The organism is Micromonospora sp. DT228, assembly GCF_049841595.1.
In the GTDB taxonomy this organism is placed as follows: domain Bacteria; phylum Actinomycetota; class Actinomycetes; order Mycobacteriales; family Micromonosporaceae; genus Micromonospora.
This window is the reverse complement of record NZ_JBNCKO010000007.1, coordinates 261,974-283,547: the sequence shown is the minus strand read 5'-3', so window position 1 is coordinate 283,547 and position 21,574 is coordinate 261,974. Positions and strand designations below refer to the sequence as shown.

15 protein-coding genes are annotated in these 21,574 nt (G+C 71.4%); 14 read left to right on the top strand and 1 reads right to left on the bottom strand.

Translation table 11 applies throughout. The features are described 5' to 3' along the window. Positions 1-56 precede the first annotated feature (56 nt). From ACLQ29_RS17125 to mycP, 4 genes are all read left to right on the top strand, one after another. The gene (locus ACLQ29_RS17125) at positions 57-1,829 is read left to right on the top strand and encodes an RICIN domain-containing protein (RefSeq protein ID WP_425772523.1); all 1,773 of its coding nucleotides are present in this window, start codon (positions 57-59) and stop codon (positions 1,827-1,829) included. Next, positions 1,826-3,502: a S8 family serine peptidase gene (locus ACLQ29_RS17120; RefSeq protein WP_425772522.1), complete on the top strand. Its 1,677-nt coding sequence runs from the start codon at positions 1,826-1,828 to the stop codon at positions 3,500-3,502. Before ACLQ29_RS17125 ends, ACLQ29_RS17120 begins: the two co-directional genes overlap by 4 nt. Positions 3,503-3,632: 130 nt before the next feature. Continuing rightward, on the top strand, positions 3,633-4,529 hold the full coding sequence (locus ACLQ29_RS17115; protein WP_425772521.1) for a zf-HC2 domain-containing protein: 897 nt from the start codon (positions 3,633-3,635) through the stop codon (positions 4,527-4,529). 2 nt (positions 4,530-4,531) lie between these two features. Beyond that, complete coding sequence (gene mycP, locus ACLQ29_RS17110) at positions 4,532-5,731, top strand: type VII secretion-associated serine protease mycosin (RefSeq protein WP_425772520.1); 1,200 nt, start codon at positions 4,532-4,534, stop codon at positions 5,729-5,731. A gap of 15 nt (positions 5,732-5,746) precedes the next feature. Here mycP and eccCa read toward each other — a convergent pair whose 3' ends face one another. After that, positions 5,747-9,718, bottom strand: coding sequence for a type VII secretion protein EccCa (gene eccCa, locus ACLQ29_RS17105; RefSeq protein ID WP_425772519.1), 3,972 nt, complete (start codon positions 9,716-9,718; stop codon positions 5,747-5,749). Between the two features lie 202 nt (positions 9,719-9,920). Between eccCa and ACLQ29_RS17100 the strand changes: the two genes are divergently transcribed. From ACLQ29_RS17100 to ACLQ29_RS17055, 10 genes are all read left to right on the top strand, one after another. Next, positions 9,921-10,787 (top strand): hypothetical protein, encoded by an 867-nt coding sequence (locus ACLQ29_RS17100; RefSeq protein ID WP_425772518.1) that lies wholly within the window; start codon positions 9,921-9,923, stop codon positions 10,785-10,787. Between the two features lie 18 nt (positions 10,788-10,805). Continuing rightward, on the top strand, positions 10,806-12,194 hold the full coding sequence (gene eccD, locus ACLQ29_RS17095; protein WP_425772517.1) for a type VII secretion integral membrane protein EccD: 1,389 nt from the start codon (positions 10,806-10,808) through the stop codon (positions 12,192-12,194). After that, the gene (gene eccB, locus ACLQ29_RS17090) at positions 12,194-13,606 is read left to right on the top strand and encodes a type VII secretion protein EccB (protein WP_425772516.1); all 1,413 of its coding nucleotides are present in this window, start codon (positions 12,194-12,196) and stop codon (positions 13,604-13,606) included. Before eccD ends, eccB begins: the two co-directional genes overlap by 1 nt. A gap of 129 nt (positions 13,607-13,735) precedes the next feature. Beyond that, positions 13,736-14,059, top strand: a complete 324-nt coding sequence (locus tag ACLQ29_RS17085; RefSeq protein WP_425772515.1) for a WXG100 family type VII secretion target — start codon at positions 13,736-13,738, stop codon at positions 14,057-14,059. A gap of 32 nt (positions 14,060-14,091) precedes the next feature. Further along, on the top strand, positions 14,092-14,394 hold the full coding sequence (locus ACLQ29_RS17080) for a WXG100 family type VII secretion target (RefSeq protein WP_425772514.1): 303 nt from the start codon (positions 14,092-14,094) through the stop codon (positions 14,392-14,394). Positions 14,395-14,477: 83 nt separating this feature from the next. Further along, on the top strand, positions 14,478-17,204 hold the full coding sequence (locus ACLQ29_RS17075; protein ID WP_425772513.1) for a hypothetical protein: 2,727 nt from the start codon (positions 14,478-14,480) through the stop codon (positions 17,202-17,204). Positions 17,205-17,207: 3 nt separating this feature from the next. Beyond that, a complete protein-coding gene (locus ACLQ29_RS17070; RefSeq protein WP_425772512.1) occupies positions 17,208-18,125 on the top strand; it encodes a hypothetical protein in 918 nt (305 codons plus the stop codon). Continuing rightward, positions 18,118-18,570, top strand: coding sequence for a YbaB/EbfC family nucleoid-associated protein (locus ACLQ29_RS17065; RefSeq protein WP_425772511.1), 453 nt, complete (start codon positions 18,118-18,120; stop codon positions 18,568-18,570). The genes ACLQ29_RS17070 and ACLQ29_RS17065 overlap by 8 nt, the downstream gene beginning before the upstream one ends. Then, complete coding sequence (locus tag ACLQ29_RS17060) at positions 18,563-18,868, top strand: hypothetical protein (protein WP_425772510.1); 306 nt, start codon at positions 18,563-18,565, stop codon at positions 18,866-18,868. The genes ACLQ29_RS17065 and ACLQ29_RS17060 overlap by 8 nt, the downstream gene beginning before the upstream one ends. Positions 18,869-18,923: 55 nt before the next feature. Then, the gene (locus ACLQ29_RS17055) at positions 18,924-21,362 is read left to right on the top strand and encodes a right-handed parallel beta-helix repeat-containing protein (protein ID WP_425772509.1); all 2,439 of its coding nucleotides are present in this window, start codon (positions 18,924-18,926) and stop codon (positions 21,360-21,362) included. Positions 21,363-21,574: the final 212 nt, after the last annotated feature.

Genomic DNA, 21,574 nt, shown 5'->3' with positions numbered 1-21,574 from the left:
ACCAACCGGTCGCTCGGCTCGTTCACAGCGCACACCCGTCGGAGAGGGAAGCAACCGTGACACTGAGATCGGTGATCGGACGCCTGGCCAACCTGCACACCTCGGGCCGGCGCGCATGGGGTTCACTGCGGACGACCCGTCAGCGGATCGAGGCCGGGGTCGCCTTCACCGCGGCCGTCGTCTGCGTCGTGGCGGCCGGCCTGCAGGTCGGGCCGGCGTTGGCCGAGAGCACAGTCGAGGGTGAGCCGGTCCCCGCCGACGTGCTGCCGGCAATCGTCGTCGGCGCCACCTCCTGCCCGGCGCTGACTGGGCCGCGACTCGCCGCACAACTGATGGCCGCCTCGGGGTTCAAGGCGACGGCCGTGTCCGAGTCCGGCGAGGGCATCGCCGGACTGGACTCCCGGGCCTGGCAGGCGTGGGCGCCGTGGCAGCAGGCCCAGCGCGCCGACGTCCGAGCCAACGTGCTCGCGCTGGCGCACCGCACCTGCGAGGCGATCGGTCAGGTCCGGGCCGGCGGTGCCGGCGGCGACCTCTGGAAGGCGGCCGTCGCAGCCGACAAGGTCGGTCTGGACGCGGTGGTCAAGGCCAAGGGCGTGCCGACGTCCGCCCAGGAGCACGTCGACACGGTGGCCGGGTACGCCAACTGGTACGCCAAGCAGCCGCAGTTCTCGGGCGCGACGAAGCCGGCACGGCCGTCCGCCACTCCCGCCGCGGACAAGGTGGGCATTCCCGAGGAGTACGTCGACGCGGTGGTCAAGGCCGGTCAGGTCTGCCCGTCGACCGTGTCAGCTGCCCGGATCGCCGCGCAGCTGAGGTCGCTCTCGGCCTTCAACCCGAACCTGAAGGGCAGCGGCGGCGGCCAGGGCATCGCCCAGTTCACGCCGTCGCTGTGGGAGGAGTACAAGCCGTCCGACAGCGCATCGGTCTGGGACCCGCAGGTGGCCATCCCCACCCTGGCCACCGCGATGTGCGACCTGCGCAACCAGCTCTCCGGAATGAACCTGCGCCAGTCGGGGGAGGAGACCGACCCCTACTCGCTGGCGCTCGCGGCGTACCAGTGGGGCGTCACCGCGGTGCGGGCCAAGGGCGGAGTGCCACGCGGCGCCGCCGTTCCGCAGCTCGTCGACACGGTCGACCTCTACCTCGACGCGTACAACTCGAACAGCCGACTGGCCAGCGCGTTCCCGTCACCGTCGGTGAGTCGCCCGGCCCCGCCGCCTTCCTCGGTATCGCCATCCCCGCCGCCGTCCTCGCCGCCGCCGTCGTCGCCCTCGGTGGTGCCCACCCCCTCGCCGACGAAACCGGCTGCGCCACCCACGCCCGCCACGACTCCGTCGCCCGTGCCGCCTCCCCCGCCGCCGGCCACCGCCCTGCCGGCGAAATGGGACCCGGCGGTCTCCTACCAGTTCACAAACGTCCTGAGCGGCCGGGTCATGGAGGTGCCGGGGAAGGACAATGTCACCGCCGGCGGGACGACCATCCAGCTCAACGACAACCTGCACCAGAAGGACCAGTACTGGCACATCGCCAAGGCCGCCGATCCGAAGTACGTCGTGATCACGAACGCGTTCAACAACAAGGCGCTCGGCATCCGCGGCGGCTCGATCAAGGACACCGCCGAGTTGGTCCAGGTCGACCCGGCGTTCGACAACCCCAGCCAGCAGTGGTCGTTCATCGACGGCGGCACGTGGGTCACCCTCATCAACCGTAATTCCGGCAAGGCGCTCGACATCCTCGGTGACGACTGCTGTGGCAAGAACGGCACCCCGATCACCCAGTGGGGTCGGCAGAGCTGGGCCGTCGACCAGCGCTGGGTGCTCAGCAGATGACCCGGACGCGGGGCACGGCTCCACGCGGCGCGACGGGCTGGGTGGCGGCGATCATCGCGGCGGTCGTGCTCGTCGCCGGCACACCCGCCGCGCCGGCGCGTGCCGCACTCGACGAGTACGTCCTCTACTACACCGTCACCTCGGCCTACCAGGGCAAGCCGGAGAACCTCGGTGAGATCGCTGGCCGGTTGCTGGGCAACTCGTCGCGCTCCACCGAGATCTTCAACCTCAACACGGCCCGGCGGCAGCCGGACGGCGGCGCGCTCACCGACCCGAACACCCTCCATGCCGGTTGGTACCTGGTTGTGCCCTGGGACGCGGTCGGGGCGGGTCTCCAGCACGGCGTGCTGCCCAGCACCGCTCCCGCCGCCGCACCAGCCGCGAGTGCTCCGGCCCTCCCGCCGCAGGCGTCCACGCCGCAGGCGCCAGGCGTTCCCGGCGTTCCCGCCGTTCCGGGCAGGCCGTCGGCTCCGGCCTCCCCTCCCGGCGGAACCCCGCCGATCCCCACCCTGACACCGGGCCCGGCGCAGATTCCGTCCGCGCCGCCACCACCCGCACCGCCGGGCAAATGCGTCACGGCGACCGCCGCCAGCGCACCGTCGAACTGGGCCACCGTGCGGCTGGCCGCCGACCTGGCCTGGCCGCACACCCGGGGCGTCGGGCAGCTCGTCGCGATCGTCGACTCCGGTGTGGATGGTCGCGCGGCTCAACTCGCCGGCCGGGTGTCGGTCGGGGCCAACATCGTGACCGGAGACGGTCGCGGGGACAGCGACTGCCTGGGCACCGGTACCGCGATGGCGGGCCTGGTTGCCGCGCAGCCGGTGGACGGGGACGCTTTCGCGGGTGTCGCCCCGGAGTCGGTCGTCATGCCGGTGCGGGTGGTCACGGAGCAGCCGTCCGCCGACGCGGTCGCCCAGGCGACGGCTATCGAGGTGGCGGTCTCCGCCGGTGCGACGGTGATCGCGCTCGGCTCGTACGTGGATGTCACCGCCGAGGGCGTGCTGCGGGCCATCGAGGCGGCGCTCAGCCGCAACATCGTCGTGGTGGCCGGCGCTCCAGCCGGTACGGGCGCCGCCGCCCCACCCGCGGAGCTGATCAGCGTCGCCGGTGTCGGCGTGGACGGCAAGCTCCTGGAGGAGTACGCCGCGGACCTGGTCGACGTGGTGGCCCCGGGGGTCAACGTCTCCAGCATCGGCACCAACGGCACGAAGCAGTTCGTCGGCAGCGGCACGCAGTACGCGGTCGCACTGGTCGCCGGCGAGGTCGCCCTGGTGCGTGCCGCCCACCCGGACCTGTCGGCCGCGCAGGTCGCCCACCGGGTTCGGGCCACGGCCGACAGGATGGGTGACGCGCAGCCAGCTGCCCGGTACGGCGGTGGCATGATCAATCCGGAAGCCGCGGTGACCCGGGAGCTGCCCGAGGAGGCGACGCAGGTGTCCACCGGTCGGCGTTCCGGTCAGAGCACCGGGGGCGACGGCACCAGGGTCGCGTTCCTGCTGACCGTACTGGCGGGGCTCGTGCTCAGCGCGCTGCTCGTGTTCCGCCTGCGCCGCAGCGTACGGCGGGCCGCGACGGAGACCGGAGGCGAGGACGATGGATTGGACGCGGACTGGCCGGCGGGAACCGCCCCCGACGAACAGCCGAGTCAGCCGACGCTCACCGGCGCGCACTGAGCGACGGTCGGGTTCGTGACAGCACAGACGTCCCCGGTCGTGAACTCCCCCGTGGGCAGTTCCGTTCTTAGAGGGTCGGTGACCGCGGGCGACCAGCCGCGTGGGCGAGGGATTGAGGACTTGGTGCGACATGGCTGACGACGTGTGCGATGAGCCCCAGCTCCGCAGCGCGCTCGGCGTGTACCTGGCCGGCGGGTTGGCCGAGGACCAGCGCGACGCGGTCGAGAGCCACCTTGCCACCTGTGCCCCGTGCTCCGCCGAGGCCGACGCGCTGGCCGAGGCGGTGGCGATGCTCGCCCTGCTCTCCGACCTCGACCACCGGGAGTTGGTGGCCGAGTACGGCGTCCCGCCGAGCGCGACGGTGGCCGGTCCGGCCCGTGTCGACGAGCGGGCAGCAGCACCGGAGCCACCGCCAGCGCCCGAACGGGAGCCCTCCGCGGCCCAGCCGGCTCCGCCGGTCACGGCCCGTACGGCGGAGCCGGCCCGTGGTCCTGCCGCGAACCGCGCCAGCACCGGTCCGGGGCGTACGCCGACCACGGCGGCCACCCGGCCCGGCCGCCAGCAGCGCCGCCGGCGGATGAGACTCGCGGGCGCCGGGCTCGCCGTGGTGACCCTGGTCTTCGCGGGTCTGCTTGTCGGCCAGTCACTGCGTGGCCAGACGACCACTGGGGACCTGGCGGTTCCGAAGGGCCCGGACACCGTCGTCACGCTTGTCACGAACGCCACCGACACGCCCAGCGGTGCAACCCTGTCGGTGGTCGTCTCGCAGCAGGACGGCGCGGTGAACCTGCGGGCGACCCTGGCCGGCCTGCAGGTCGGTGCGCCCTATCGGCTGTTCGTCACCGACGTCGACAATCAGAGCTGGGAGCTGGCCGTGGTGACCGGCGGGGACTTCCGGCAGGAGGTTGCCCGCGGCTGCCCCGTGCCCTTCGACCGACTCGACCGGTTCAGCGTCACCGCGGCCGACGGGTCCCTGGCGGTCGTCGCCGTCGTGGACCGGGCATCGCGGTCGGCGACCCCGCGCTAGCCGTGGCGGGAGGCCTGGCCGGCGCGGTGGTCGTGGCGTTCACGATCGTCACCGGCTGGCCGGTGGCCGTGGCCGCGCCCACCCCACCGGCGCGGGCCGGCGGTTGCCTGCGTCCGCCGGAGACCGTCGAGACCGGCGTGCCCTGGGCGCAGGAACGACTGGGCGTGGAGCGGGCCTGGCCGCTGTCGCGCGGGCAGGGCGTGACAGTGGCGATCGTGGACACGGGCGTGGCCACGAACAGCCCGCAACTCAGCGGCCGGGTGCTCGCCGGCGTCGACCTCACCGCCGCCGGCCGGCCGCGCGCCGACGACGACTGTTTCGGGCACGGCACGTTCATCGCCGGCATCATCGGTGCGGCGCCGGCCGCGGGCACCGGCTTCGTGGGCGTCGCACCCGAGGTGCGGATCCTGCCGATCCGGGTTGCCACCAGCACCGACGACGGAACGGCGGCGCTGCTCGCCAAGGGCATCCGCACGGCGGTGGACGCCGACGCGGACGTCATCAACATCTCCGCCAGCACGTCTGCCCCGGAGCCCAGCCTGGTCGAGGCCATCGCGTACGCCGAGGCCAGGGACGTGGTGGTCGTCGCCGCCGCGGCCAACGGCGCCCAGCACGGCCAGCAGGTGGCGTACCCGGCGGCGCTGCCCACCGTGCTGGCCGTCGGCGCGATCGACGCCACCGGTGCCCTCGCCGGGTTCTCGCAGACTGGCCGGCACCTGGGGTTGACCGCGCCCGGTGTGGACGTGGTGAGCATCGGCCCCGGCGGGCCGGGCCACTGGCAGGGCAGCGGCACCAGCTACGCCGTACCGTTCGTGGTCGGGGTGGCCGCGCTGGTCCGGGCGTACCGGCCGGCTCTGACGGCGGCCGAGGTGCGGCACCGGCTGCTGGTCACGGCCGACCACCCGGCTGTGGCGTTGCCGCACCCTGGCTACGGCTGGGGCGTGGTCAACCCGGCCGCCGCCGTGGCGACCGTGCTGCCGGAGGAGGACGCCGCCCGGCCCGGCCTGCCCATGCCGGCCGCTCGCCACCCCGACCTGCCGACCCCCGACCCGATCGGGCGCTACCTGGTCACTCTCGGTGCGGGGCTCGCCGTCGTGCTGACCGGGCTCGTCGCCCTGCTCACCGTGCTGATGCCCGCCGGGCACCGACGCCGCTGGCGGCCCGCCCGTGTCGTCGAGGTCCGCCGACCGCCGACGACCTGAGGCTCCGGTACGACGTCACTGCTCCGGCCGGTCCGGCGCCGGCACCTCGGGCGTCTGCACCAGGCGGACCGAGCGCCGGCGGTCAACGTACTGGCCGCGGGCGGTGGGTAGCGTCCGCGGCCGGATGTTGCCGAGGAAGGTGCCCTCCTCCCGGGGGCAGGAGAACAGGATCGCGGGAGAGCCCAACTCCCAGGCCCGACGCAGCACCGGGCTCATCATCGCCCGGGACGCGCCCACGGTGCTCCGCGCGATGATCAGGTGCAGCCCGATCTCCGCGCCGTGCGGCAACAGCGGCAGCAGGGGTTGCAGCGGCGAGTCCCGGCCGCCCTCGATCAGCTCGAAGTCGTCGACGATGATGAACAGCCGGCCACCGGTCCACCAGTCTCGTCGGGGCAGCCGGCTCGGTGGGACGTCCGGGCCGGGCAGCCGGCCGGTCAGCACCTGACCCGCCTCGGCGATGGTCGCGGTGAGACGCTCCGCCGACATCGAGTACCCGATCTGGTTCGCCTGCGGGATCGCGTCGTGCAGCTCGCGGCGGAAGTCGCCGAAGACGACACGTGCCTCGGCGGGCGGGTGGTGCGCCACGACGCTGCGGGCGATGTGCCGCAGCAGGTTCGTCTTCCCGGTCTCGGTGTCCCCGAAGATCAGCAGGTGTGGGTTGGCGTCGAAGTCGTGCCACAGCGGAGCCAGGCGTACGTCGTCGAGACCGAGCGGAACGCGGATCTCGGCCTCGCGGGTGGGCGCGGTCGCGACCGGCAGATCCGCGACCGGCAGCACCTCCGGCAGCAGCCGTACCTGCGGTGCGCGCGGTGCGGTGGGCACGTCCAGGGCCTCCACCAGCTCGGCCGTCGCCTCGGCCAGGTCCTCGGTCTCCGGCACCCCGTCGATGCGGGGCAGGGCCGTCAGGAAATGCCGCCGGTCCGGGGTGATGCCCCGGCCCGGGATGGCCGGCACGGTCGCCGCCACCCGGCTGTTGACCTCGGACTCCACCGGGTCACCGAGCTTCAGCTCGAACCGGGTGCCCAGCACGTCCCGCAGCCAGGGCCGGATCTCCGACCACCGACCGGCGGAGACGAGCAGGTGAACGCCGAAGCTCAGGCCCCGCGCGGCGATCTCACCGAAACGGTCGTCCAGCTCCTGGAAGTCCTGCCGCGCCGTGTACCACCCGTCGATCACCAGGAACACGTCTCCGTACGGGTCCTCGTCCTGGTACCCGCCGGCCTGCCGGGCCCGCCGGTAGCTGGTCATCGAGTCGATGCCGTGCTGGGCGAAGATCTGTTCCCGACGCGCCATCAGATTCGTCAGCTCCAACACGGTACGGGTCACCCGGTCGCGGTCGAGCCGGCCCGCGACGCTGCCCACGTGCGGCAGCCGCGACAGTGCCCCCAGCGCGCCGCCGCCGAAGTCGAGACAGTAGAACTGCACCTCGGCGGCGGTGTGGGTCAGCGCCAACGCGCTGATCAGCGTCCGCAGCAGGGTGCTCTTGCCGCTCTGTGGGCCGCCCACCACACCGACGTTGCCCTTGCTGCCCGCCAGGGAGGCCAGCAGCAGCTCCCGCCGTTGCTGCGCGGGCAGGTCGACGAGGCCGATCGGCGCGACGAGCTGGCCGGTGCCGTACCCGCCCACCGGTGCCAGACCAAGGGTGGGGTGGTCGATCAGCGGCGGCAGCAGCTTCTCCAGCGTCGTGGTCTCCGTCAGCGGCGGCAGCCACACCTGGTGCGCGGCCGGGCCGTGCCCGTGCAGCACGGACAGCAGCACGTCGGCCATGACCGGCGGCTTCTCCTCGTTTTCCTGCGCCTCGTCCGGCTCCGGCGTCACCGGCGCCTCGGGGCGCAGATACTCGGTGCCGAACGGAACGAGACCACCCTGGACCGCCTGGAGGCGGCGCTGGTGCGGCGGTCGCCACGGCCCGGAGCAGTAGGCGCCCTTGAACCGGATCAGGGTCTGGGTGTCCGGTCGCAGGTAACCGTTGCCCGGCACGTTGGGCAACTCGTACGCGTCCGGCACCCCCAGCACGCTGCGGCTCTCCATCGAGGAGAAGGTCCGCAGACCGATCCGGTACGACAGGTGGGTCTCGATCTGGTGGATGCGCCCCTCATCGAGGCGCTGACTGGCCAGGAGTAGATGCACGCCAAGGCTGCGGCCCAGCCGGCCGATCATCGCGAAGACGTCGATGAACTCGGGTTTGCTGCTGAGCATCTCGCTGAACTCGTCGACGACGATGAAGAGCGCCGGCATCGGCTCCAGCACGACACCCTCGGTCCGCGCCTTCTCGTAGTCGCGCCGGGACGGGTATCCGCTCGCCCGCAGGTGCTCCTGGCGACGGTTCAACTCACCGGTCAGCGCGTCCTGCATGCGGTCGACGAGCTCCAACTCCTCGGACAGGTTGGTGATCACGGCCGAGGTGTGCGGCAGCCGCTCGAAGCCGAGGAACGCCGCCCCGCCCTTGAAGTCGACGAGGACGAGGTTCAGCTCCTCGGAGGTGTGCCGAGCGGCCAGCGCCAGCACCAGCGTACGGAGCAACTCGCTCTTGCCCGAACCGGTGGCGCCGATCAGCATGCCGTGTGGGCCCATGCCGCCCTCGGCGGCCTCCTTGATGTCCAGCTCGATCGGGGTGCCGGTGGCCGACATGCCGATCGGCACCCGCAGCCGTTGCGCCGCCGTCCGCCCGGCCCGGTAGGCGGTCAGGTCCAGGGCGGTCAGATCACCGAGCTTGAGCAGGCCGGCCAGGTCGTAGTCGGTGGCCAGCGGCTCCTCGGTGTCGGTGCCCGCTCCCACCCGGTAGCGGGCCATCGACCGGGCCAGCGCCGCCGCCGCCACCACGCCCAACCGGTCCGGGCGGCACAGTCGGCTGCTGCTGGACTTGCCGAGGTGGTCGAAGGAGACGATGTCCAACTGCTGCTCGGTGGCCCGCACCAGCAGGGAGTGCGGGTGCGCCTCCCAGCCCAGCGTCGCGCCCACGTCCAGGGTGAGCACGTTGCGATAGCCCTCCATGCCGAGGCGGTGGCCGGCCGGCAGGCGTGGCCCGTCGAGAACGAGCACCACGAACGGCTCGATGGCCGTGACCGGGGAGTCCGGCTCGTAGCCGGGGCGGTCCTGCACGTTCAGCGTGGCGAGGGCCTCCTCGATCTCGGTCCCGTCGATGGCGAACCTCCGCCGGGTGCCGGTGACGTCGGGAACGGTGTCGTCCTGCACGTGCGGCAGCCACTTGGCCCAGTCCCATTCCGGCCCCCGGGCGGTGGCGATCACCACCAACAGATCCTGCGGGGAGTGGGCGACGGTGAGCTGAGCCAGGATCGCGCGCACCGTGGACCGGGCCACCGACACGTCGCCGCCGAACCCGATCCGCGAGAAGCCGCGCAGGTAGATGGCGATCGGCGCGTCCTGCAGGGTGGAGTAGGCCCGCAGGAAGCGACGCAGGGCATGCGCGGCCAACGGCTCCAGATCCTCCAGCGGCTTACTGTTCGGTGCGGCCAACCGCACCGTCGAGCGGCGGGTGCCGAGCCCCACGCGTACCTCGCCGAAGTCGTTGTGCGCCGTACGCCGCTCCCACAGCCGCTGGCTGAGCGCCATCGACCACAGCGCGCCCGGGTCCGGGTGCAGCCAGCGGGCGGCGCGCCGCTCCTCGGTCAGCGCGGCGCGCACCTTGCGCCGAACCTGGCCGAGGTAGCGCAGGTAGTCGCGGCGCTCACCGTTGAGCCGGTGCTTGTGCTGCCCGGCGTTGCGGATCAACGGCACGATCAACATCGCGATCGCCGAGAGCACCATCAGGCAGACGCCGACATAGGCCAGTGCGCCCGCGTTGGGTCGCAAAAACATGAGCACCATCGCGAGCGAGGCGATGGCCATCGGCGCCAGCATCAGCACGGCGCTCAGGCCCCGCTCGGCCGGCTCGGGGATGACAGGCGGCTCCTGGAGCGCGATCTCCTCGGCCGGCGCGACCGGGCCGGCGCGGCGAGCCTTACGGACGTACGGCACCGTGCCCACGTTCGTCTCCTTCGGTGAGGGGTTTCCCTCCGATCGGCCCGATCGCCTGCCGAGCACCCGTCGGGCGCGCGACAGCGGGCTTATCGTCCTGGGGATTCGGCGCTCGACCCGGGAGCGATGTCGGAGGCCGCGGTCTCGCTTGTGGAGGCAGACCCGGCGCCGGAGAAACGAACAGCAGTGACCATAGCAGGAGGGGGCGGTTGTGGCGGAGACACGCGTTACCCCGGACCAGTTGCGGGACATCGGCAAGAAGATCGGCGCCCTTCTGGAAGACCATCAGTCGGTCTTCAACAAGCTGGCGAAGATGAAGCCGAATGCCGGCAAGTTCGACGCGGCGGTATGGCTGGAGGATCTGTTCGCCGACCGCCGGGCCGCAATCGTCGAACACGTGAAGTACCTACAGCGGGCGTTCGACGAGATCAACACCGGTCTGTACGCGATCGCCGACGACTACGAGCGGATCGACGGCACCAACGCCGAGGCGGTGGCCAAGTTCAACAAGGACGCCAAGAAGGTCGTCGGCGGGATGGGCGACGCCGAGTTCACGCCGAAGAAGGTGCGGGAGAAGTCCAGCTACAAGACCGGCGACTACGGCTCCGAGGTGGACAAGTTGACGATCGACCCGGGGAAGGACCTGATCAAGCCCTTCAAGCCGGGCGACATCGAGGGCATGGACGACTTCCTCGACGTCAAGGGCGTGGGGCCGAAGGACGACAAGAACCTCGACCTCCGCGAGAACCCGCACCTCAAGGACATCGACGGCTATCCCGATTCCCGGCTCGACAAGAGTGAGGAGACGCCGGAGAAGCCGGAGGGGGAGAAGCCGGACGAGAAGAAGCCGGAGGAGAAGCCGCTCTCCACCGGTGAGCACTTCGATCCGCATCACGAGCCGTCGGGGGAAAGGTACGTCCACAACCCGTCCAACGACGAAGATTTCCGGGGCAAGACGTACCGGTACTACGAGATCGACGGTAAGCAGCAGACCGGTCCGGGCGGCGTCGAGATCTGGTGGACGGACCTGCAGCCCTACTACTACGACGGCCGCTACTACCGTCCGTACAAGCACTGACCCACCGAGATGGAACGGTTGAGCACGCAGCGCCTCTCGGCACCCGTACGTCTCCGGTTCGTGCTCGGCTCGCATGCCGTGGACGTGGCCCTACCCGGGGACGCGCCGCTCGTCGACCTGCTGCCGTCGGTGCTGCTCCAACTCAACCCGGAGGCCGCCGACCACGGCGCCGAGCACGACGGGTGGGTGGTGCAGCGCGTCGGCGAGCCGCCGCTGCACGAGGAGCACTCGGCCGTCGAGCTGAACCTGCTCGACGGCGAGACGCTGCACCTGCTGCCCCGAGCCGAGCAGTTGCCGCCGATCGACTTCGACGACCTGGTCGACGGTGTGGGAGAGCAGGCGCGTACCAGCCCGTGGCGCTGGACGGTGGCCCGCACCCGCGCGATGCTGCTCACCGACGGCGCGGTGCTGCTGGCGGTGGGCCTGGTGGTGCTCTGGCTCGGTGGGCCGGCGGTGGTGCGTGCCACGGTCGCCGCGGCGCTGACCGTCGTGCTCCTCGCCGCCGCCGGCCTGGTCAGCCGAGCGGTCCCGGACCCGCAGACGGGGACGTTGCTGGCCATGGCGGCGGCGGGATACTCGGCGACAGCCGGTTGGCTCGGGGCGGTCGCGATCGCCCCGCACTCGGCACTCTCGGTGCGGATCTGCCTGGCGGCAATGGCCGCGGTGGTGACGCTCGCCGCCGGGCTCTCCGCGGTGGCCGACGCCGGCCTGCTCTTCGCCGGAGCGCTCGCCCTCGCGGTGAGCGTCGCGGTGCCGGCGCTGCTCACCGCGGCCGGTCCGGTGACCCCACCGGAGGCCGCCGCGTGTGGGCTGGTCTTCTCGATGGTGGCGGCGTTGATGCTGCCGCCGGCTGCGTTCCGCCTCGGCGGGCTGACGTTGCCGCTGCTGCCCGGCAAGCCCGAGCAACTCTCCGAGGACATCGACCCCGAGCCCCACCGGATCGTCGTGGAACGGGGGAGCGCGGGTCTCGCGTACCTGGCCGCGCTCACGATCGGGGTGGGCGCCGCGCAGGTCCTGATGGCCGCGGCGCTGCTGGTGACCGGCGGGCGCTGGGAGATGATCCTGGCGTTGTTGGCGGCCACCCTGCTGGGCATGCGGGCCCGGCACCTGAGCGGCCTGCTGGCACGCTGGGCGACGATGACCCCGGCCCTGGCGCTGGTCCTGTTCACCCTGCTCCGGTACGCGGCGGACCAGGAGGGCGTTGCTCGGGCCGCCGTCCTGGTGCCCACCGTGGTGGCGGTCGCCGGCGCGGTGCTGACCGCGGCGTCCACGCTGCCCGGCCGTCGGCTGCGGCCGTACTGGGCGCGGACCGTGGACGTGCTGGAGATCCTTCTCGCGGTGGCCCTGATCCCGGTGCTCGGCGCGGTGCTCGGGATCTACCAGATGGTCCGGGCCTGGGCCAGCTGATGGAGTCCCGCAAGGATCAGGTCCACGCCTACTTCTACACGGTCAGCCGCCTCAACTCCGCGGTGATGCAGGGCCGTCCCGACCCGTACGAGCCGCCGAACCAACGTCCGATCCTCGGCCTGGTCATCGGGATCCTGCTGGCCATCGTCGTCGCCGGTGGCTTCGGCATCTACGGCATCTTCCGACCCGGTGGTGACTCCTCCTGGCGGCAGGCGGGTGTCGTCATCGCGGTGAAGGAGACCGGCGCGCGGTACCTGCTGATCGAGGGGCAGCTCCGACCGGTGCTGAACTACGCCACCGCCCGCCTGGTGCTGGGCAGCGGCAGCCCGGCACGCCTCGTCCAGGTCTCCCGCAACTCCCTGCGCGGCGTACCGGTGGGGGCCCCGATCGGCATACCGGGCGCACCCGACACGGTGCCGGTGGCGGGCCGGCTCTACTCGGGTGCGTGGACGGTGTGCGCCCAACCGCCCGAGCCCTCGGGCACGGCCGCCACCACGCTGCTCCTGGGTGACCTCGCCAGGCCTGTCGCACTGACCGAGCGGGAGGGGTTTCTGGTTCAGACGACCGACCGCCAGCGATACCTGGTCTGGCAGGGACGCCGTCACCACCTGGCCGACCAGGCCGCGGTGGCGCTGGGCTACGCGGCCGTCGAACCGGTGTTCGTGACCCCGGCGTGGCTCAACCCCATCCCGGCCGGTCGGGACCTCGCCTTCCCCGCGGTGGGCGACCGCGGGCGGCCGGGACCGGCGATCGGCGGGCGAGTCAGCCTGCTCGGCCAGGTGTACGAGGTACGTAAGCCGGTCGGCGACGCACCCGAGCTGTTCCTGTCCCGTTCGGACGGATTCGTGCGGCTGAGCCGCACCGCCGCGGCCCTGGTCCTGGCTGATCCGGCGATTCAGGCGGCGTACCCCGGAGGTGGGGTCGCGCCGATTCCCGCGCGGCCCGACGAACTGGCGGGCGCCACGGTCGCCAGTAGCACCGAGTTCGTGGACGGCTATCCGCCCGAGCCGCCGAAACCGGTGAGCGGTGCGTCAGTGCTGCCCTGCGTGGGCTTCCGGCCGGCGCGGGACGCGGTGACTGTCACCCTGACCAGGATCTCGACGTCGGCGGCGCGGTCCGCCCTGCCGGTGCCGCGGACCGCTGTCGCGGCGGGCGGCATCGTGGACCGGATCCTGATCGCCGCCGGCACGGGGGTGCTCGCCCGCAACCCGTACGCGCCGGGCGGTGGTGGGGCGCTCTATCTCGTCTCCGAGTACGGCGTGAAGTTCCCGCTGCCGCCCAGGGGCGCGGAGGCGCTCGGCTACGCCGGCACGACGCCTGTCGACGTCCCTTCCGAGTTGCTGGAACTGCTGCCGACCGGTCCGGCGCTGGACCCGGCCGCGGCGCTGGTGAGCGAGACCTGGGGTGGTTGACGGGGGTTTTCCCCGCGAAGGGCCCGGCGGGCCCGCCGGGGCGACTCGGCCGCCATACCCGCTGGTTGCATGAGCCCCACCAGGCGAGAAATACCGGATCACCACAGTCCAGAGCAGGGAGAGGAAGCCATGGCGAACGGTAATACCACCCTCGATCCGAGTACCGCCAACCGGGTCGCGGGGGACCACCGACAGACGGCCGGCGACGTCGACAGCGCCAAGAGCAGGTTCAGTGCCGCGGTCGACCTGATGGACGACTACTGCGACGGGGCCATGATCAAGGCGTTGCTGGAGGCGCGCGACGACTGGATGGAGGAAGTGACCCGCATCGTCGCCGACCTCAACGAGATGGCCGGCAACGTGGACGGCACGGTGCAGGACTTCGACGCGCAGGACCTGGCGAACGCCGGCCAGGTCGGCGCCATCGGTGTGGGCATTCTCAAGGACATCTGAGCCAGCACAACCGATCGGAAAGGGACCCGGCAATGACCGACGGCGGCCTCATCGGCTACCAGTACGACCAGATCTTCGAAGGCATCTCGCAGATGCAGCGGGTCAACCGCGACGTCGAGGGTTACATCGAGAAGTTGTCCCAGGAGACCGGCCACGCGCTCGACACCTGGACGGGGCCGGCGGCCGCGAACTACAACCAGCTTTCGAAGCAGATCGAGGACAACTTCGCCGACATGAACACCATCGTCGCGGAGCTCGCCAAGGAACTGGGAATTCGTGCGGACGACATGAAGGAGCAGGACATTCGCTCCGGCAACCGGTTCGGCAACCGCTGAGCGTTTCGAGGTGACGCCGGGGGGCCCACGGGCTCCTCGGCGCATTCCGGCAGATCGTGACGAGTCCGAGCGGTGGGGGAATCGTGCCAACGGGTGAAGTCGGGTCCTTCGACGAGAAGAGCCCACCCACGGGAGAGACGTTCCGCAACTACGAGGTGTGGACGCAGATCGGCCCGTTCGTCGCGGACATCACCGAGCCCGGTCTCAACGCCGAGGGCGGCTGGGCCGACGCGGAGCAGGCGTTGAACAAGGCCGAGGTCGAGCTCGACCTCGTCCTGGAGGAGTTCGACAAGCTGGCCAAGCAACTGACGGGTGGGGCGAAACCAGCCTTCGTCGGAGAGGCCGCCACCGCCTTCGACACCCATGTCGCCGAGCTTGTCGACAAGAGCAGGGAGGGCGTCTACAACGTCCTCGACGGCAACGCGTACGGCACAAAGGTCGGCAACGTCGGCGATGCCATCGTGAGCTTCCGCCGCGATTTCTGGGACATCATCGAAACGGGTCACCGGCTGACCGACCGGCTGCGGGACTGGGTCACCACCGAGATCGACAGGATCTACGACGGCGTCGACGACCAGAGTTCCAAGCAGGCGGACAAGGAGCGTGGCTGGGGGCAGGCCTACCAGGCCGGCGAGCGCTGGATCATGTCGAACCTGCGCGCTCGGCTGATGTCGTTGTCGGCGACCTACGAGGACATCGGTGGCCGGCTGCCCAAGCTCGACATCGCGCTGCTGAAGCCGATCGACACCAGCAGCGGCCACGACAAAAAAGACGACAGGAAGGACGACAAAAAGAACGAGAACAGCGGCAGCGGTAGCGGTAGCGGCAGTGGTAGCGGCGGTAGCGGTAGCGGCGGGAACAGCGGCAGCGGCAGCGGCAGTGGTGGCGGTGGGAACAGCGGGAACAACAAGGGTGGCGACGGCCGTGCGAAGGCCCTCGACGAGGCCGAGGGCGCGGTGTCCAAGGCCATCGACGGGCTGAAGAACGGCGACCCCACGCACGACGCCGCGCTCGACGAGGCGAAGAAGGCCGCGACCGGCGCGATCGAGGGCCTGTCCAACGGCTCCGGCAGTGAAGCGCCACCGACAAAAGGCATCACGACCCCCATGGAGTTAGCTCCACTGACCTCCAGCGGAGGAGCGCCCTCGGGTTCCGGCGGAGGAGCGCCCTCGGGTTCCGGCGGGGGCGCGCCCTCGGGTTTGGGTGGGGGCGCGCCCACCGGCGGTGGCGTCCCTGGTGGTGACGCTGCCCGAAACAAGGCGCTGAGTGACGCGAAGGGCGCGGCGACCGACGCCATCGATGACCTCAAGACCGGTGACCCCGGGCGCGACGGTGCCCTCGAGGACGCCAAGAAAGCAGCGTCCGACGCGATCCAGGGGCTTGGCTCGGCGGGTGCTGGCGCACCCCCCACGAGCGGGGGCGCCGACTCGGGCGCGAAGCGCAGCGCGGGCGCGGCACCCGGCGGGGATGCGGAGCGTCAGGAAGCGCTGAACGATGCGAAGAAGGCCGCCGACGACGCGATCGACGGCCTCAAGGGTGGCGGCGATTCCAAGGAGGGACTACCGCCGACGTCGTCGGCTGACCCGGTCGCCGAGGAGGCGCGCAAGGACGCGCTGGAGGATGCGCGCAAGGCCGCGGACGAGGCGATCAAGGATCTGAAGGGCGGCTCGACCGCCGATCCGGCCGCCGAGCAGGCCCGCGACCACGCACTGGAGCAGGCGCAGGAGGCGGCGGACGAGGCGATCGAGGAGCTGATCGACGAGCCGACAGGTGATCCGGAGAAGGATGCCGCCCGCAAGGACGCGCTGGAGGACGCCCGGGAGGCCGCGGACGAGGCGATCGAGGAGCTGAAGGACGAGAGTGCCGGCGACACCACCCCGAACGAGGCGCGGGAGCGGGCGTTCGAGGAGGCGCAGAAGGCTGTCGACGGTGCCATCGACGATGTCAAGGACGATCGCACGCCGGACGGCGGCGCGGACACCGAGGCGAAGCAGGCCCGTGAGGACGCACTCGGGGACGCCCGCAACGCGGCCGACGACGCGATCGACGACCTGATGGGCCAGGACGACGGCAAGAACGACGGCAAGGACGACGGCAAGGACGACGGCAAGGACGACGGCAAGGACGACGGCAAGAACGACGGCAAGGGCGACAACAAGGGCGACGGCGGTCCAGGGAAGAGCGACGAGGCCGTCGAGAAGGCTCGCGACAGTGCCCTGGCCGAGGCCAGGGACTCCGTCACCGAGACCCTCGACGAGATGATCAAGGATGAGCGGGCCGGCAAGGGCGAGGGCGACACCGCGGCCGAACGCGAGACGCGGGTGGAGGCGCTCACCGACGCCAAGGAGGCCGCCGACGAGGCCATCGACGACCTGATCGACGAGCGCGGCGGGCCCTCGTCCATCTCGGACTACCTCAACGGCAAGTCCACCGCTGGCGCGGGCGGATCCGGTGGCGGCCCGGGTGGATCCGGTGGCGGTTCGGGTGGCGGCTCCGGTGGTGACTTCGGCGGCGGTGGCGGTGGGTCCGGCAGTGGCGGCGAGCGCGGCGGGGAGAACCTGCCCGCCCCACTCGAGCTGGCTCCGGTGGCCTCGGCGGACCCCGCTAGCTCGCCGTCGTCGGCGTTGTCAGCCGGCGCCCAGGCCGGTCAGGCCGCCGGCTCCGGAATGCCGATGTCCCCGCCGATGGGCGGCGGCATGGGCAACCAGGGTGACCGGGACCGCGAACGCAACACGTGGCTCGTCGGCGAGGACGGCATGTGGGGCGACGACGGCGACGCCGTGTCCAGCAAGGCCGTGGGGAGGAGCTGACCCGTGGACATCGCGGGAAGAGGCCCGGCCGGGCAACCACTGACACTCCAGGACATCGCTCTCGCTCTCGACGCGGCGTCCCCGGTGGACATCGAGACGTCCGCCCGACTCTTCGACGAGGCCCGCAGCGGCCTGCGGGCGATCGTCGAGTCGTTCGACCGGGCGTTGAGCGAGTTGGACGAGGCCTGGCGGAGCACCCAGGCCGCAGGGGTACGGCTGAGCGAACCGTCACGTCGTACCCGGCAGTTGGTGCACGCCCTGGACGAAGCCGAGTGCGGACAGCAGTTGCGGGTCACGGCGAACGCCCTCGGCGTCGGGCAGGCGCGGGTACGGGATCTCCAGGCTCAACGAGCTGCCGACAACGGCCCACCCGACGACGAGTGGGACCGCCGGGCGCGGGTCGTACTCGATGGCCTGTCCGAGACGTACCGCGAGGTCGGCATCGGTCTCGGCGGTCAGAACCCGCCGACGGCCGAGACCGACGACGAGCCGGGGGTCCGCCACGCCCGCACCGCGTCCGCGCGGGACGACCCGCCGGGGGTCGTGCTCGCGGCGGATTCCCAGGCCGTCGACCTCTTCCGTCCGGCGGCGCCGACGATCAGGGCGAGTCAGCCCGGTGAGGCTGCCGGTTCGCCGTCCGGAGGCGGCGGCGGGGCGGGCAGCGGCCTCCCGATGATGCCGCTCATGCCGATGGGCGGCATGGGCGGAGGGATGGGCGGCATGGGCGGCATGGGTGGCATGCAGAGCGAGGCCGGTGGGCAGCGTCGCAGCAGCACGCTCGCCCAGGGCGACCCGACGGTGTGGAAGGACGCCGATGCCGGGTGGAACGTGCTCGGGCGCAGCGAACGGGTCGACGAGCACATTCGGGAAGGGCTCCGCAAGGAGCTCGGGGACGGGAGAAGGGGTGACCGGAATGGCTGACCAGACCGACCACGGGCCAGGCGGCTCAGGACTGAACGCGGTCTTCGCCATGCTCGCCGAGGAGCGGCGCAAACTGGATGAGTTCCAGGCCAAGATGCGCGCGGCGAGCACCACCGTCGAGTCGCCCAACAAGATGCTCAGCGCCGTGTTCGACGGCCGGGGCGAGCTGGTGAAGCTGACGTTCCACAACACCAAGTACCGCGGCATGGCACCCAACGAGCTGAGCAGCCTGCTGGTCGAGACGCTGCGCCGGGGCCGCGCCGAGGCGTTCGGGAAGATCGACGAAATGGCCGGCCGGGACGTGGTGCCCGGCGTCTCCTTCGGCGACCTGGCCGGCGGGAAGGTGGATCTCGACGTGGTCGTCGGATCACTGATGACCTCCGCGATCGACCTGCCGTCGATCGTCCGGGCCGCGAAGAGCGAGGCGGGCCGGGCCGATGGCTGACGAGACGAGGGTCGACCCGGAGGGGGCCCACCATCTCTTCAAGGTGGTCGGCAGCGTCGCCGACGACATCGAAGACGCCCTGACCCGGCTCAGGAACATTCGGGCGAGCCTCAACGAACCGTGGGGCACCGACGAACACGGTCGCAAATTCGCGCAGCAGCGGGAGCCCAACGCCGAACAGACGCTGGGTTACGTCGCGACGGTGCGTGACGGGGTCAGAGAGCTGGCCCGTGAGGGGCATGGCGCGGTCGACGCGCTCGTGGACCAGGACAAAGACAACAGCGCCAACCTTTCGTAGGTCCGCGTAACCAGCCGCATCGGGGAGTCTCGGTGTCTGTGGAGGTAGGACGAGCGTGAACCAGCGGCGAATCACCGTCACCCAGTCGGCGGCCTCCGGCTACCGGACGCTCACGGACGCGTTGGCGGCGGCCTCGGACGGGTCGGTGATCAGCGTGCAGCCCGGCAGTTACACCGAGAACCTGGTGTTGACGAAGATCGTCACCATCACCGCCGAGGACGGGCCGGGCACCGTGAAGCTGACCGCGCCGTCCGGCATCCCGGTCGTCCTCGCGGCGGAGTCGGCCGCGCTGTCCGGACTGTCGATCATTGCGACCGATGCCGACAGCCCAGCACTGGCGTTGATGGTGGGCCAACTGAGCGTGACCGAGTGTGAGCTGGTCGCGTCGTCGTGGGCGGCCGTCTTCGTCCGGGACAGCGGCTCACTCACCATGCGCGACAGCCTCGTGACGAACGAGGTCGGCGCCGGCGTCGTGGTGACCTCCCCGGCCGGCAGCGTGCTCGACGACTGCCGGATCGAGCGTCTCGGCACCTCGGGCGTCGTCGTCGCCGAGCGCGGTGAGCTGCGGGTCCGCGCGTGCACCGTGCGGGACGCGGGCGGCAACGGCATCTGCCTCAACGGCCAGGGCCGTATTTCCATCGAGGACAGCGAGATCATCGGTACGAGCAAGCCCGCGCTCGCCGCCGAGCAGCAGGCCGAGATCACCGTCCGCCGGTTGAGCGTCCGCGACACCTTTGGCGTCGGCATCTACCTGGCCACCGCCGGGGCGTGCCTGCTGGAGGACTGCACCGTGGACGGCTGTGCGGCCGACGGGGTCTTCACCGACGAGCGGTGCGCACCTGTCCTACGCCGTTGTCGGGTGAGCGGGGCCCGGCGTACCGGGTTCCGCTTCACCGGCCGCGCGGGCGGGCGGCTGGAGGCGTGCGCCGCCACGAAGATCGCCGGCGTCGGCGTGAGTGTCGGCGACCGCGGCACGCCCGAACTCACCGACCTGGTGGTCAGCGACTGCACCGGGGTGGGGGTCCACCTCGGAGGTGGCGCGGACCCGTTCGTCAACAGGTTGCAGGTCCACGGGTGCGACGGTGCGGCTGTCGAGGTCGTCGACGGTGCCCGTGGCCGGTTCGAGAATCTCACGATCGAACGCTGCGGCGGCGTCGGCATCGCGGTCAGCGGCCGCGCCCAGCCGTCGTTGAGCGGGCTGAGCATGCGGGGCAGCGCCGCCGCGGGTGTGGTCGTCGCCGACGCGACGGCCTCGTTCAGTGACTGCGACATCGCCGACGCGGGCGCCGAGGGGGTGTCGGTGGGCGCCGGTGGGGACATCTCGCTGACCGGGTGCAGGGTCCACGCGGCGAAGGGTGACGCCTGCGTCTTCGGCGACGAGTCGCGGGGGACGGTGACCGACTCGGAGTTCACCGCGAGTGGTGGCGATGGCATCGCGGTGCGGACCGGCGGTTCCGTACGGCTGATCGGCTGCGTGGTGCGCGACAACCAGGGCGCCGGCGTGCGGCAGACCGTCCCGGACGGCCAACTGACTGTCGAGGAGCTCGTCAGCACCCGCAACAAGCTCCCCGACGCGTACGGCACGGCGGCCGTCGCCACCGCCACGACCACCTCCGCCGCCGAGGCGGCGCCCAAGGGGGAGCGACTCATCGTCGCCCGCGGCTCCGACCCACTGCGGGAGTTGCAGTCCCTCGTCGGACTGCACGGGGTGAAACAGGAGGTGACCTCGCTGGTCAACCTCAACAAGATGTCCAAGCGCCGCCAGGAGGCGGGGCTGTCCGCCCCGCCGATGGCACGGCACCTGGTCTTCGCCGGCGCGCCCGGCACTGGCAAGACCACGATCGCGCGGCTGTACGGGCGGATTCTCGCCGAGCTGGGAGTGCTGCGCGAGGGGCACCTCGTCGAGGTCGCCCGCGCCGACCTCGTCGCGCAGATCATCGGCGGCACCGCCATCAAGACCACCGAGGCGTTCAACTCGGCCCTCGGAGGGGTCTTCTTCATCGACGAGGCGTACACCCTGAGCAACAGTCGCGGTGGCAGTGGGCCGGACTTCGGTCGGGAGGCCATCGACACCCTGGTGAAGCTGATGGAGGACCACCGGGACGAGGTGGTGGTCGTCGCCGCCGGTTACTCCGCGGACATGGAACGCTTCCTCCAGGCGAACCCCGGTCTGGAGTCACGCTTCAGCCGGACCATCGAGTTCGCCAACTACACGCCGGCGGAGCTGGTGACCATCGTGGAGAACCAGTGTGTCCGGCACGACTACCAGCTGGACCCCGCCGCGGCGTCGGCGCTGCTGACCCACTTCGACCGAATCCCCAAGGACGGTACCTTCGGCAACGGCCGGGAGGCCCGTAAGGTCTTCGAGCGGATGGCGGACCTGCAGGCTTCCCGGTTGTCGGCCGCGTCAGACGTGACGACCGCCGAGATGGCGCTGCTCACCGTCGAGGACCTGCCGACCGGCGTCGTCGGGGTGGGCGTCGCCGGGGTGTGAGACAGGGCTCAGCCGACGCAGCACGCCGGAAACACCGGGGCCTTATCATTGCCCGACATGCGTCGCGTCCGGCTTGACGAGGCGTGCCGTGGGCGGCATCCCCACCGATTGACAAATTGTTGTCCCGAGTCAACTATGTGGTGGTTCTCGGGGTGGGGTGCTGGTGGAACGAGATGAGACAGGATCGGTGAGGCTCGCGTGGGAGCGGTCTC